Below are 14326 nucleotides of genomic sequence, written 5' to 3' on the forward strand. Positions count from 1 at the left end.
CGACCGGTTCAGCGCCGCCGGCGCCCCGGCGGATCCTGTTGAGGCGCCGGGTGCGGGTCCGCGGCCGCACCCTGGAAGGTGGCCCAGTCGCCCCCGGACGGCGGGGCCGGCAGGCTGTCGGGGATCCCGTCCGCCGGGTTCGGGTCGATGTGATGGCCCTGACGGTGCAGATGCGCCTTGGCGATCATATTGGCCGAGATCGGGGCCGTCAGCAGCAGGAAGATGGTGATCAGCAACTCATGCGCCGACCACGCCTGGCCCGACGCCGGGAAATAGATCATCGAGGCGATCAGGCAGCCGCCGACGCCCAGGGTGGTGGCCTTGGTCGGCCCGTGCAGCCGGGTCATCAGCGACGGCAGCCGCGCCAGTCCCCAGGACCCTATGAGGATGAAGCCCCCGCCGAGGACCAGCAGGGCGGCGACGAGAATTTCCGCGGCCAGGCTCATTCGACGATGTCTCCCCGCAGCAGGAATTTGCAGTAGGCCACCGTGGCCACGAAGGCGACCATGGCCAGCAGCAGGGCCGCCTCGAAATAGGTCTGGGTCGCCTCGGCCACGCCGAACACCACGATCAGGGCGATGACGTTGATGGTCAGGGTGTCGACGGCCAGGATGCGGTCCCCCGATGTCGGTCCCCGCACCAGCCGGAACAGGCTCAGGAGGATCGCCAGGCTGACACAGGCGAGGGCGAACGCCAGGGCCCAGGACAGGATCGCGCCGGTCATCGGAACACCTTCAGCAGTCGGGCCTCGTATCGTTGCTTGATGCGGGCCACTTCGGCCACGGGATCGGCGACATCCAGCGCGTGGACCAGCAGGGCCCGGCCGTCGCCGGAGACGTCGCTGCTCACCGTCCCCGGCGTCAGGCTGATGGTCCCGGCCAGGACGGTGATGGCCTCGGCCGATCGCAGCTCGACCGGTATGACCAGCCAGTGCGAACGAAGGTCGCGGTTGCGGCGGCTCAGAATGATCCAGGCGATCTGGAAATTCGCCACCACGATGTCGAACAGCACGATCGCCACATAGGCTGCCGCGTCCCGGCCGAAGCGGATGCGTGGACGGTCGGGCCAGAAGCGGCTGGTGACCAGCGGAACCAGCACGCTGAACACCACGGCCAGGAACAGGGCCCCCATGGTGAACTCATTGACCAGCAGCATCCAGACCACGAGCAGCAGCACGCTCAGGGCCGGGTGGGGCAGCAGGCGGCGGATCATCGGCGGCCTCCCGAGGTCTCGCCCATGACGGCGGCGATATACTGCTGCGGGTCGAACAACTGCGCCGCGGTCGCCCCGGTATAGTCCGTTACCGGTCCGCCCATCACGGTCAGCGCCGCCAGCGCCGCCAGCAGGCCGGCAGCGACCACGACGCCACCCGTTCGCCCGCGCAGGGCCCGCACGGGGACCTCTCCGTCGACCGAAGCGCTCTTCCAGAAGATGCGGCTGCCGGCGCGCGCGAAGGCCAGCACCCCGATCAGGGTGGTGATCAGGATCGTCGCCCAGATCCAGACCGCCCCCGGCGCCGCCCGCACCCCGACGAGGATCAGCAGCTTGCCGATGAAGCCCGAGAGCGGCGGCAGGCCGGTGACGCCGATCGCCGCCAGGAAGAACAGGCCCGACAGCAACTCCGACTGGCAGAACCGCGGGCTCACGGTGAGGGCGTCGCCATGCTCGCCCCGGCGTTTGGCGATCATGTCGACGATCAGGAACAGGGCCGCCCCCGCGAGGGTCGAATGCAGCACATAGTAGAGGGCCGGCCCCATGGCCTCGACGCGGAACACCGCGACCGCGCTGAGCAGCACGCCCATGGACCCGACCACTGACCAGGCCGCCATCTCCCTCAGGGTGCGGGCCGCGAACAGGCCGAGGAAGCCGATGGCCGTGGTGATCAGGGCCGCCGGCAGCATCCAGTCTCCTGCCAGGAAGGCCAGCGGCCCCGCGTCCTCGCCGAAGATCAGCGTACTGGTCCGGATGATGGAATAGGCGCCGACCTTGGTCATGATGGCGAACAGGGCCGCGACCGCCGCCGTCGTCGCCCCATAGGCGCCCGGCAGCCAGAAATGCAGCGGGACCAGCGCCGCCTTTAGCGCGAACACCACCGTCAGCACCAGGGCCGCGGCCGCGATCAGGCCCTGGTCGCCCGCGGAGGCGGCGGCGACCCGCACCGCCATGTCGGCCATGTTGAGCGTGCCCGTCACGCCGTACAGCAGGCCGACGCCGACCAGGAAAAGGGTCGAACCGACCAGGTTGATGACCACATACTGCACCCCCGCCTTCAGCCGCGCCGGCCCCTGGCCGTGCAGCAGCAGGCCGTAGGAGGCGATCAGCAGCACCTCGAAGAAGACGAACAGGTTGAACAGGTCGCCGGTCAGGAAGGCCCCGTTCAGGCCCAGCAACTGGAACTGGAACAGGGGATGGAAATGCCAGCCTTTGCGGTCCACGCCCGTGAGCACGGAATAGGCCATCACCGCCAGCGCCAGCACCGCCGTCAGCAGCAGCATCATGGCCGACAACCGGTCCAGCACCAGCACGATGCCGAACGGCGCGCGCCAGTTTCCGAGCGCATAGCTTTCGGTCGTCCCGCCCGAGGCGTGGACCGTCAGGGCCGCGGCGATGGCGACCAGCGCCGCGCACGAGGCGATCGACACCACCCGCGAGACGCCCAGCCGGTGCCGGAGCGCAAGCAGGGTGATGGAGCCCATCACCGTCGGCAGGATGACGGCGGCGACGACGAGATAGGAGACATAGGGGGTCACGGCCGGGACTCCCCGTCATCGCGGCCGTCGACCTGGTCGGTGCCGGTCTCCAGGAAGGTGCGCAGCGCCAGCACCACCACGAAGGCGGTCATGCCGAAGGCGATGACGATGGCCGTCAGCACCAGGGCCTGGGGCAGGGGATCGGTATAGGCCTCGGCCGCCTTGTCGTAGATCGGCGGCCGGTTGATCACCAGACGCCCCATGGCGAACAGGAACAGGTTGATGGCGTAGGACAGGAAGGCCAGTCCCAGCACCACCGGGAAGGTCCGGCCCCGCAGCACCAGATAGACGCCGGCGGCGGTCAGCACCGCGATGGCCGAGGCCACGAGAAGCTCCATGGTCATCGGCCGGCCTCCGTCGGCGACGGGGCCGTTGTCTCGCGCGAGGGATCGACGTCCATCGCCTCCAGGGTTTCGGCCGGCGCTTGTTTTTCGGCCTGCTGCGCCACCTGCGACAGCTGCGCCAGGGCCAGCATCACCGCCCCGATGACGGTCAGGGCCACGCCGATGTCAAACAGCAAGGCCGTGGCCAGTTCGAACTCCCCGATCACCGGCAGGCTGAAATAGTCGAAGGCGCTGGTCAGGAAGGGGGCGCCGAAGACCATGGCCCCGAGGCCGGTGAGCCCCGCGATCAGAACCCCGGTCCCGATCATCGAATGGTGGTCGGCGCGCATCCTCTGGTCGGCGAAGGTGAAGCCCGAGGCCATGTACTGCATCAATATGGCCACCGCGACGATCAGGCCGGCGATGAAGCCGCCGCCCGGCTGATTGTGTCCGCGCAGGAAGATATACAGCCCGACCATGACGGCCAGCGGCAGCAGCAGACGCGTGACCACGACCAGCATCATGGGATGGTGTTCGGGCGACCGTACCGTGTCAGGCTTCCACAACGCCAGTCGCCGGCCGCTCGCCCCGGTCCCGACCGTCTCCAGCAGGGCGAAGATGCCGAGCGCGGCGATCCCCAGCACGATGATCTCGCCAAAGGTGTCGAAGGCGCGGAAGTCGACGAGGATGACATTGACCACATTGGTCCCGCCGCCGCCCGAATAGGAATTCTCCCAGAAATAGCCCGAGATGCTGTCCAGCGGCCGGGTCATCACCGCCCAGGCGGCGCCGCCGACGCCCAGCCCCGCCGCCACGGCCACCCCGCCGTCGCGGAACCGCCGCCAGGGGCGGCTTTCGACCGGCGTCTGCTTGGGCAGCAGGTTCAGCGCCAGCAGCATCAGCAATATGGTCACCACCTCGACCGAGATCTGGGTCAGGGCCAGGTCCGGCGCCGACAGATGGACGAAGGCCATCGAAATGATCAGGCCGACGATGCCGATGTAGATCAGCGAGATGTAACGCGCCCGGTGTGTCAGAACGACCATGGCCGTGGCCGTGACCAGGGCGATCCACGCCACGATCGCGGCGGGCGAAACCGGCAGGCCCGGCCGGTCGCCGGGGACGAAACCGGCCGACAGGAAGCCGGCGTATCCCACGACCACCGCGGTCCCGATCAGGGCGGCCATGGCCCGTTGCAAGGAGCCGTTCTGCAGCGCATCGACGCCGCGCCGCGCGGCCGTGACCGACGCCGCCACCGACCGGTCGAACATCCGTTTGGCGTCCGGCAGCCCAGCCCCTTGCCAGATCCGGTCCAGCCGCCGGTGGTTCATCAGCAGCAGGGCGCCCAGCCCGATCGCGGCCACGCTCATGAACAGCGCCGGCGTCACCCCGTGCCACAGCGCCAGATGCACCGGCTCCGCGGAGCCGTTGGTCACCGCCCCCGCGACCGCATTGACCAACGGCCCGGCGAGCAGCGCCGGGGCCAGACCGATCGCCACGACCAGCACGGTCAGGACCGCCGGCGGCCCCCACAGGCCGACGCCCGGATCGTGCGGCTTCTTCGGATAGTCATCGCGGCGCGGCCCGAAATAGACGTGCACGATATAGCGCAGCGAATAGGCCACCGAGAGCGTCGCCCCCAGGGTCGCCAGCACCGGGAACACCCACGGCTGGTTCAGCCACACGGTGTCCGCTGCCTCGTACAGCATCATCTCCTTGGAGATGAAGCCGTTCAGCGGCGGGATCCCCGCCATCGACAGCCCGGCGATCAGGGCCAGCGTCCCGGCGATCGGCATCAGGCCGAACAGGCCGCCGAGGCGCTTGAGGTCGCGCGTCCCCGCCTCATGGTCGACGATGCCCGCGTTCAGGAACAGCGCTGCCTTGAAGGTCGCGTGATTGATGATGTGGAACACCCCGACCAGCGCCGCCATCGGCGTGCCGATGCCGAACAGCATGGTCAGAAAGCCCAGATGGCTGATGGTCGAATAGGCCAGCAGCCCCTTCAGGTCGTCCTTGAACAGGGCCACGCAGGCGGCGAACACCATGGTCACCAGCCCGGTGGTGGCCACGATCAGGAACCAGGCCTCGGTCCCCGCCAGCACCGGCCACAGCCGCGCCAGCATGAAGATCCCCGCCTTCACCATGGTCGCCGAGTGCAGATAGGCGCTGACCGGCGTCGGCGCGGCCATGGCGTGCGGCAGCCAGAAATGGAAGGGGAACTGGGCCGACTTGGTGAAACAGCCGCCAAGGATCAGCAGCAGGGCCGGCACATAGAGCGGCGAGGCCTTGATCGCCTCGCCCTGTTGCAGGATCACCGTCAGCTCGTACGAGCCGGCGACATTCCCGAGGATCAGCAGGCCCGCGATCAGGGCCAGCCCGCCGCCGCCGGTGACGAACAGCGCCATCCGCGCGCCCTGCCGCGCCTCCGGCGAATGCCGCCAGAAGCCGATCAGCAGGAAGGACGACAGACTGGTCAGCTCCCAGAAGATCAGCAGCAACAGAACATTGTCCGACAGGACAATGCCCAGCATCGCGCCCTGGAACAGCAGCAGATAGGTGAAGAACCGGCCCATCGGATCGGCCGCCGACAGATAAAATCGGGCGTAGATGATGATCAGCAGGCCGATCCCCAGGATCATGCCCGCGAACATCAGGCCCAGCGGGTCGAGGAACAGGCTGGCGTTCAGACCCAGCGCGGGAATCCAGGGGACGCTCGCCTGATACGTCTCGCCCGCCATCACCGCCGGCGTCAGCCCGGCCAGCACGACCAGGGCCGACAGGGTCACGGCGCCGGCGGCGAGGGCGGCGGCGTTCCGGCCCAGGCGGATGGCCAGGGCGGGAGCCAGGGCCCCGAGCAGGGGAAGAAGGGCGAGTAGAAACAGCAAGAATCGGCCTTGGAAGCGTGGGTCAGGCGGGGCGCGGGTCGTCCTTGTAGAGCGTGACGGCCCCGATTTCTCCCCCGTTGGAAAGTTTGTCGCAACTCGCGGCGACGACCGGGCCGGGCGGCCGGTTCGGCGCTGCAGCGCTGCAACTGTCCGATCGCGCAGGATTATGCCCGAGGCTCGCCGCGATACTGGCACCCGAAGGGCGAATATTGACGTAGCGTCATCGGTTTCTGTCGCTTTTGCGTCACAGTCAGGCTTCCGCCGTGGCGGAAATGCGGCGCTGAGCCCCCCCGCTCCTTGTCGCTGAGTCCGGCTTGGATTACCCCGGAAGCTGGACTTACCGTGCTCCACAGAAGGGTGCGGTCCAGGGATCAGGAAACGCTGCGGTCGCCGTCCAGGACGGAGGCCCGGCCCATGTCGGGGAGCCACCATGCGCCTTACCAACCTTCTTCGCACCACCGTGTCGGCCGCCGTGGTCGGGGCCTGCGCCTTCGGCCTCGCCGGCGCCGCCTCCGCCCAGGATGCGGCCCAGGACGGCCCGCAGACCATCGACGACATCATCGTCACCGCCCAGAAGCGTGAGCAGAACCTTCAGGACGTGCCGATCGTGGTCACCAGCCTGTCGGCCGAGACCCTGCAGGACGCCGGCGTTCGCGACATCAAGGATCTGCAGATCCTGACCCCCGGCATGACCGTCACCTCGACCTCGTCGGAAGCCTCGACCACCGCCCGTATCCGCGGCGTCGGCACGGTCGGCGACAACCCCGGTCTGGAAAGCTCGGTCGGCGTGGTCATCGACGGCGTCTATCGTTCGCGCAACTCGGTCGGCTTCGGCGACCTGGGCGAAATGGCCCGCATCGAGGTCCTGAAGGGCCCGCAGGGCACGCTGTTTGGCAAGAACACCTCGGCCGGCGTCATCAACATCATCACCGAGGCCCCGTCGTTCACGCCGGAGTTCAATGCCGAACTCAACGTCGGCAACTACGGCGCCATGGGCGCTTCGGGTTCGGTGTCCGGCCCGATCAGCGACACCCTGGCCTTCCGCCTCTACGCCGGTCGCCGCGTGCGCGACGGCTTCATGAACATCGACACCGGTGACGGCCCGCGGCCCGAGACCACCGACAACAACCAGGACTTCGGCACCGTCCGCGGCCAGCTGCTCTGGCTGCCCAGCGACAACGTCTCCTTCCGCCTCATCGGCGACTATTCGCGCCGGGACGAGTTCTGCTGCGTCGGCACCCAGATCCGCACGGGCCCGACCTATCCGTTCGTCGACGGCCTCTCGGTCGGCACCGGCCAGCGTCCGCCGGCCACCGGCTTTGGCCCGCTGCCGTTCTCGCGCACCGGCTTCGCCAACCGTTCGTCCTACCAGGAAGTCACCGACCGCGGCGTCTCGCTCGAAGCCACGATCGACATGCCGGGCATCAACGGCGCCCTGACCTCGGTCACCTCGTGGCGTGAGTGGGAATCCTCGCTCGGCCAGGACATCGACTACACCGGCGCGGACATCGCCTATCGTGAGAACGACGGCGACTACGGCTTCACGGTCGACAACCTGACCCAGGAATTCCGCCTGGCCGGCTCCAATGACCGCTTCGACTGGCTGCTCGGCTTCTTCGCCACCTCGGAAGAGGTCGGCCGCACCGACAGCTGGTATTTCGGCGCCGACTACACGCCCTTCCTGTCCTTCCTGCTCAGCGCCCGTCTGAACGGCGTGAACCCGGCCCTGCCGGTCAGCCCGAACACCATCGGCTGCTACACCCGCGCGGCCCAGACGGCGGCCGGCTTCGGCGCCTGCCTGGGCACCGGCGGCGCTGTCAACGGCGGAGGCCCCGGCTTCACCGTCGGTCAGGGCTTCGAGGACGTCTACGACCAGGATTCGACGTCCTACGCGATCTTCACCAACAACACCTGGCACGTCACCGAGCAGTTCGACATCACCCTAGGCCTTCGCTACACCATGGATGACAAGAGCCTGCAGGGCCTGCAGCGCAACGTGAACGGCAACGGCGGAGCCTGCGGCGCCGCCCTGGCCAACGCCGGCGCGATCGGCGCGGTGCTCGGCGCGGCCAACACTCCGGCCATTCTCGGCAACTTCTGCCTTCCCTGGTCGAACGCCGCCTATGCCAACCGCGGCGTTTCCGAGCAGTTCGACGACGGTGAGCTGAGCGGCACGATCAAGGCCGCCTTCCGCCTGAACCCGTCGATCCTGACCTACGGTTCGTACGCCCGCGGCTACAAGAGCTTCGGCTACAACCTGGACCGCGTGCAGACCGGCATCACGCCCAATGCCTCGCTGTTCTTCCCGTCGGAAGTGGTCGACAGCTACGAACTCGGCGTGAAGATGACGCTGCTGGACCGCACCCTGCTGCTGAACGCCACCTACTTCGACCAGACGTTCGAGAACTTCCAGCTCAACACCTTCCTCGGCACCGCCTTCGTGGTGGAATCGATCCCCGAGCTGACCTCGCGCGGCATCGACGCCGACATGGTCTGGTTCACCCCGATCGAGGGCCTGAGCTTCCAGGGCGGCGTCACCTACACCGACGCCCAGTACGGCGTCTTCACGGCCGCCGACCTGTCCAGCCCGGGCAACTTCCCGCAGCTCTCGCTGCTGCCGGGCGCCCGCGCCTCGTTCGCTCCGGAATGGTCGGCCACCGGCTCGATCAACTACGACCGCAACATCGGCAACGGCCTCCGCGCCGGCTTCAGCCTCGCGGCCAAATACATGGACGACTACAACACGGGCTCCGACCTGCTCCCCTACAAGATGCAGGAAGCCTTCACGACCATGAACGGCCGCATCATGCTGGGCGCCGAGGATGAGCGCTGGACCGCCGAGTTCTGGGTCCAGAACCTGACCGACGAAGAGTATGTCCAGGTCGTCTACAACGCCCCGCTGCAAGGCGGCGCCTTCCAGACGACGCTCCAGCCGAACGGCACCTTCTACAACCCGGCGCTGGACACCCAGACCTACGACGCCTTCCTGGGCCAGCCCCGGACCTGGGGCGCGACCCTGCGCTTCAAATACTAGACCCTTCTCGCCGCAAGGCGGGTTGAACCAGCCGGCCGGGGGCAACCCCGGCCGGTTTTGTTTTGTCCATGCTTGCGGTGCGCCTTGTCCTCCCGGACGCCCCCCGACCGGCGATCAGGAGCCGCGACCGACCACACCATTCGTCGCCTGAGTGGCCCCACCGGCGGATCCCCCCCCGGCGACGGATGGTTCATCACAACGGGCACAACGAAGGCCACAACGAACAAAACGGGTTCTGTGAGGAGGTCCAGCCTGCCCCACCTTCGGTTCCGATCAATGCGGCGTACGCCGCGATCTCAAAAGAGCCCGGCGCGATATCGACGCCGACACGGCTCAGGTCCCGTGGTGTCCGTTGTGGCCTTCGTTGTGCCCGTTGTGATGAGCCTTCCGGCCGCCGCGTCCTGCACGAAAGCGCACCGCGATTGGCAGTTCAACTCTGCGGGCGCCGCCTTCAGGCCATGCGGCTCTGCCGGCCACGGAAAAGGGGCGGCAACCTCACGGCCACCGCCCCCCGGGATGATCATCCGGTCCGGTGAACGAACCGCTATTCCGCCGGCTGCTTCCCGGCCTCGACCGTGTCGCGCTGACCGTGGAACATCCGGCCGAGGCGCCGCTCCAGTCGGGTCTTCACGCCGTCAACCAGGCTGAAGACGACCGGCACGAAGAGCAGGCTGAGTCCCGTTGAGGTGATCAGCCCGCCGATCACCGCCACCGCCATGGGCGAACGGAACGCGGTGCCTTCACCGATCGCCGCCGCGATCGGCAACATGCCCAGCCCCATCGCCATGGTCGTCATGATGATCGGACGCGCCCGCTTGTGGGCAGCGTCCATCAGGGCGTCCCGCCGGGACATGCCCTGCTTCATGGCGATGATGGCGTAGTCGACCAGCAGGATGGAGTTCTTCGCCGCGATCCCGGTCAGCATGATGATGCCGATCAGGGCCGGCATCGACAGTGACTTGCCGGTGATCAGCAGGGCCAGGAAGGCGCCGCCGAAGGACACGGGAAGTGCAGCGAGGATGACGACCGGGTGGAAGAAGCTGCCGAACAGCAGCACCAGCACCACATACATCAGCAGGATGCCGGTGATGATGGCGAAGCCGAAGCCGGTCGCCAGTTCCTGATTGCTTTCCGCGTCGCCGGTCAGCTGCTGGAACACCCCGTCCGGCAGGTTGTTCATCGTCGGCAGGGCGTCGACCGCCTCCGTCGCGACGCTGAGCGGCACGCCGGCCAGTTCGGCCGAAATCGTGGCCACGCGGCGGCGGTCCAGCCGTTCGATCTGGTTGGGTCCGGCGCCGAAGCTGATATCGGCCACGGCCGATAGCGGCACGGTCCCGCCGGACGCCGTCGGTACCTGCAGGTTCTCGATCACGCCCAGCTGACTGCGGGCCTCCTCCGCCAGCATCACCCGGATCGGGATCTGGCGGTCGCCCAGGTTGAATTTGGGCAACAGCTGATCGGCGTCGCCAAGGGTGGCGACGCGGGCTGCCTGGCTGATCGCACCGGCCGAAACGCCCTGGAGTGCGGCGACATCCGGCTTCGGGGTGATCAGGATTTCCGGTCGGACCAGGGCCGAGGAGGATGCGACATTGGCGAGTTCGGGCAGGGCGCGCATCTCGCGCTCCACCCGGGCCGCCGCGATCTCCAGTTGCCGGGGATTGTCGCTGACCAGCGCAATACTCATCAGACCGCTTCCGTCGCCGCCCGCTCCGAACTGGATCCGGGCGCCCGGGATAGCCTTCAGCTCACGGCCGATTTCGCGCTCGAACTCCTGCTGGCTGAGCCTCCGGTCCCAGCGGCTGACCAGATTGATGGTCATGTTCGCCCGGCGCACCTCTGCCGCGCCGCCGCCGCCGCCGGGGCCGAAACTGACCGTGGCTGAGCCGATGGACGAGAAGACCGAGTCGACCTCGGGCCGGGCCCGGAGAATTTCCGTCACCTGACGTACGGCCTCATCGGTCTGTTCCAGCGTGGTTCCGGGCGCCAGTTCGACCGTCGCACTGGAGCGTGAGATGTCCTCTGCCGGAATGAACTCGCCGGGCAGGGTGGACGCGAGGCCCAGGGATCCGACGAAAAACGCCAGACCCATGCCCATGACCCACAGCCGGTGGTCCTTGAGCCGGTAGAAGACCCGCCGCCGCATCCAGCTACCGCGGCCCGCCGCCCGGTCGGCGGCCAGCCCGGGATCGGTCGAGGACGACAGGCACCAGTTCAGGGCCGCGAGGAACGGCTTCATCCATTTTGGATCGGCGTGCTCCTTGCCCTGATCGCGCTTGAGCAAATAGGCCCCCATCAGGGGGGTGATCGTTCGGGCGACCACGAGGGAGAAGCCGACACTGACGCAGGTGGCGATGGCGAAGGATTTGAAGAACTGACCGACCACGCCCGGCATGAAGCCGGTCGGCGCGAACACCGCGACCAGGGTCGCCGTCGTGGCGATAACGGCCAGACCGATCTCGTCCGCCGCCTCCATGGCGGCCGGGTAGGGCGCCTTGCCGTCGCGGATGTGGCGGACGATGTTCTCGATCTCGACGATGGCGTCATCCACCAGAATGCCGATGGTCAACGACAGGGCCAGCAGCGTCACGACATTCAGCGACTGGTTGGTCAGGTCCATGATCCAGAAGGTCGGGATCAGGGACAGCGGCATGGCCACGGCGGTGATGAAGGTCGCCCGCCAGTCCCGCAGGAAGATGAACACCACGGCAATGGCCAGCAGGGCGCCGAGCAGCAGGGCCTCGACCGAGGCGTGGAAATTGTTGATCACATCCGACGTGATATCCGACACCTTCTCGAAGGAGACGTCGGCGCGTTCGGCGTCCAGCGCCTCGATCGCCTCAATGGACTGGTGATAGACGTCGACCTCGGACGAGCCGATGGAGCGGACGATGCCAAACCCGACCACTTCCTGCCCGTTGAACCGGGCCCGGCCGCGCTGTTCGGACCATTCGTCCACGACCTCACCCAGATCGCCGAGGCGGACCGCCCGCCCGTTGACCGGGATCAGGGTGTCGCTCAAGGCTTCGACCGTCAGGGCTGAACCGACCGTGCGGATGGCCTGTTCCTCGCCGCCGATCTCGCCCCGGCCACCGGGAAGGTTGGCATTTGAGGCGCGAAGTTGCTGCGACACCGCGGCGGCCGTCACGCCCTGGGCAGCCAGTTTACCCGGGTCCAGCTTGATGCGTATCTCACGGCTGACGCCGCCGTCGCGGTTGATCTGGCTGACGCCCTTGACCTGCAACAGGCGTTTGGAAACCGTGTTGTCGACGAACCAGCTCAGCTCCTCCGGACTCATGCCGGGCGCGCGCACCACATAGTTCAGGATGGGCAGGCCGGTGAATTCGATCCGCTGGACCACGGGTTCCTGGACATCGGCGGGCAGGTCCTGACGCACGGCGGCGACGGCATTGCGCACATCGTTGGTGGCCTTCTCCAGGTCCACGCCCAGCTCGAACTCGACCAGTGTGGTCGAGGCGCTGTCCGTGACGGTGGAGCTGATCTTTCTCACCCGTCCGAGGCCGGCCAGGGAGTCCTCCACCAGCCGCGTGACCTGGGTTTCCAGCTCGGTCGGAGCGGCCCCGGGCTGAACCACCGTGACCGCCACGATCGGCAGGTCGACGTCGGGGAAATTATTGGTGCGCAGGTTGAAATAGCTGCTGACGCCCGCGATCGTCAGGACGACGAACAGCAGGACGATCGGAATCGGATTCCGTATCGACCATGAGGAGATGTTGTTGAAATTCATCGGCCGGCGGCTCCGGCCGGTGCGGCCGCGGGAGCGGGAGCGGCCCTCGGCTCAACCACCGTCACCACATCGCCTTCACCGAGGAAACCGGCGCCCTGGACGACAACCCGCTGGTTGGCTTCCAGACCGCTGACGACCTGGATTTGCGTCCCGTTCCGGGCTCCCGTGGTGATGGGATTGAAATGCACGGCGTTGCGGGCACCGATCGTATAGACTCCGGCCCTGCCCTCGCGAAAGACGACGGCGTCGGACGGCACCACCACGGCGGGCTGGGCCCCCACGTCGATCGATGCGCGGGCGAACATGCCGGGGCGCAGGCCGCTGCCGGAAGACAGCGCAATGCGGGCGATGCCGAGGCGGGTCTGGGGATTGACCTCGGGGGTCACGATCCGGACACGCCCGGTCGCACCGGGGGCCTGTTCGGAGGCGATGGTGGCGGCCATGCCGGACCGGACAAGCCGCAGCTCGGCCTCGGGGATTTCCGCATCCAGTTCCAGCCGCCCGTCACGCACCATGCGGAACAGTTCGGTGCCAGGCTGGACGATCTGGCCGCGGGTGACGCTGCGGCTGCTGATCAGGCCGGCGACCGGTGCGCGAATACTGGTCTGGTTCAGCCGGGTCCGGGTCTCGCTGAGCGAGGCCTGGGCGGCAGACAATTGTGCCCGCGCCGAGCGTTGGTTGGCAATGGCCGTGTCCAGCGAGGCCTGGCTCAGAAAGCCGCGTCCGCGAAGCTCCTCGGCCCGGGCCAGGGCCGAGTCCTCACGCGCCGCATTGGCCTCGGCGCTGGCCACGCCGGCCTGCTGCTGGCGCAGCTGGGCCTGAAGCACGTCGTCGTTCAGCTTGACCAGAAGTTGTCCCTGCCGGACGTAGGCGCCCTCGTCGACATAGACGCCGATAGCCGTCAGGCCGCCGGTCTCGGCGCCGACCGGCACCTCTTCCCAGGCCGAGACGGTGCCCGACGCCGTGACCGAGCGCGGCTGGTTGATCAGGACCGCGGTTGCCGCTGTGACCGTCTGGCTCGCGCTGCGCGCCGCCGCGGCCGCCTTTGCCTTGGAGTCGCTGTCGCCGCTGCCGCAGGCCGCCAGGGCCAGGCCGAGGGCCATCATGACCGCACCGGCCAGACTGTTCCGCACAATGTTCGCCACGTCTTGTCCCCTTGGACGCCACGGATGGGGAGCCGCGCGCCATTCGTTCAGGCCGCCCGTCCCGGGCGCTCCTGTCATCAGCCGTTGAATAGCGGTTTCACCGCGGCTTCTCAAACGCCAAAGCGGCCCTTACCTCGAAGTAATCCGGACCGGTACATCGACGCAGTCCGGACCGGTCCGGCGGCGAAATGCGCCGGGAACCGCGTGCGCGTTGGCGATCCGGCCCCGCCGTGCTACCGGCGCGGCCATGACGACCCCTCCCATCGACCGCATCCGAAACTTCAGTGTGGTGGCCCACATTGACCACGGCAAGTCCACGCTTTCCGACCGGCTGATCCAATTCACCGGCGGCCTGACCGCGCGCGAGATGAGCGCGCAGGTGCTCGACTCGATGGATATCGAGAAGGAGCGGGGCATCACCATCAAGGCGCAGACCGCGGCGCT

General features: G+C 67.8%; 10 protein-coding genes. 2 read left to right on the plus strand and 8 right to left on the minus strand.

Going from position 1 to position 14326, the window contains the following annotated elements:
• Positions 1–8: 8 nt before the first annotated feature.
• Genes B3E43_RS02810 through B3E43_RS02835 form a run of 6 tightly spaced genes read right to left on the minus strand, consistent with a single transcriptional unit; the run spans position 9 to position 5958 of the window.
• A complete protein-coding gene (locus tag B3E43_RS02810; RefSeq protein ID WP_292026376.1) occupies positions 9–446 on the minus strand; it encodes a Na+/H+ antiporter subunit G in 438 nt (145 codons plus the stop codon).
• Complete coding sequence (locus tag B3E43_RS02815) at positions 443–724, minus strand: K+/H+ antiporter subunit F (RefSeq protein ID WP_292026377.1); 282 nt, start codon at positions 722–724, stop codon at positions 443–445. Before B3E43_RS02815 ends, B3E43_RS02810 begins: the two co-directional genes overlap by 4 nt.
• A complete protein-coding gene (locus B3E43_RS02820) occupies positions 721–1212 on the minus strand; it encodes a Na+/H+ antiporter subunit E (RefSeq protein WP_292026378.1) in 492 nt (163 codons plus the stop codon). Before B3E43_RS02820 ends, B3E43_RS02815 begins: the two co-directional genes overlap by 4 nt.
• The gene (locus B3E43_RS02825) at positions 1209–2750 is read right to left on the minus strand and encodes a monovalent cation/H+ antiporter subunit D (RefSeq protein WP_292026379.1); all 1542 of its coding nucleotides are present in this window, start codon (positions 2748–2750) and stop codon (positions 1209–1211) included. The genes B3E43_RS02820 and B3E43_RS02825 overlap by 4 nt, the downstream gene beginning before the upstream one ends.
• A complete protein-coding gene (locus tag B3E43_RS02830) occupies positions 2747–3088 on the minus strand; it encodes a Na+/H+ antiporter subunit C (protein WP_349677549.1) in 342 nt (113 codons plus the stop codon). The genes B3E43_RS02825 and B3E43_RS02830 overlap by 4 nt, the downstream gene beginning before the upstream one ends.
• A gap of 2 nt (positions 3089–3090) precedes the next feature.
• On the minus strand, positions 3091–5958 hold the full coding sequence (locus tag B3E43_RS02835) for a monovalent cation/H+ antiporter subunit A (RefSeq protein ID WP_292026381.1): 2868 nt from the start codon (positions 5956–5958) through the stop codon (positions 3091–3093).
• 430 nt (positions 5959–6388) lie between these two features.
• Here B3E43_RS02835 and B3E43_RS02840 point away from each other — a divergent pair, with 430 nt between their 5' ends.
• Positions 6389–8992 carry a TonB-dependent receptor gene (locus B3E43_RS02840; protein ID WP_292026382.1) on the plus strand — a complete coding sequence of 868 codons (2604 nt, stop codon included), beginning with the start codon at positions 6389–6391 and terminating at the stop codon, positions 8990–8992.
• A gap of 544 nt (positions 8993–9536) precedes the next feature.
• Here the strand turns inward: B3E43_RS02840 and B3E43_RS02845 are convergent.
• Positions 9537–12737, minus strand: a complete 3201-nt coding sequence (locus B3E43_RS02845; protein WP_292026383.1) for an efflux RND transporter permease subunit — start codon at positions 12735–12737, stop codon at positions 9537–9539.
• The gene (locus B3E43_RS02850) at positions 12734–13882 is read right to left on the minus strand and encodes an efflux RND transporter periplasmic adaptor subunit (RefSeq protein WP_292026384.1); all 1149 of its coding nucleotides are present in this window, start codon (positions 13880–13882) and stop codon (positions 12734–12736) included. Before B3E43_RS02850 ends, B3E43_RS02845 begins: the two co-directional genes overlap by 4 nt.
• Before the next feature lie 247 nt (positions 13883–14129).
• Between B3E43_RS02850 and B3E43_RS02855 the strand changes: the two genes are divergently transcribed.
• The coding region (locus B3E43_RS02855; protein WP_292026387.1) for a GTP-binding protein at positions 14130–14326 on the plus strand (197 nt) is incomplete at its 3' end.

Origin of the sequence: Brevundimonas sp. UBA2416 (assembly GCF_002343105.1) — a bacterium.
In the GTDB taxonomy this organism is placed as follows: domain Bacteria; phylum Pseudomonadota; class Alphaproteobacteria; order Caulobacterales; family Caulobacteraceae; genus Brevundimonas.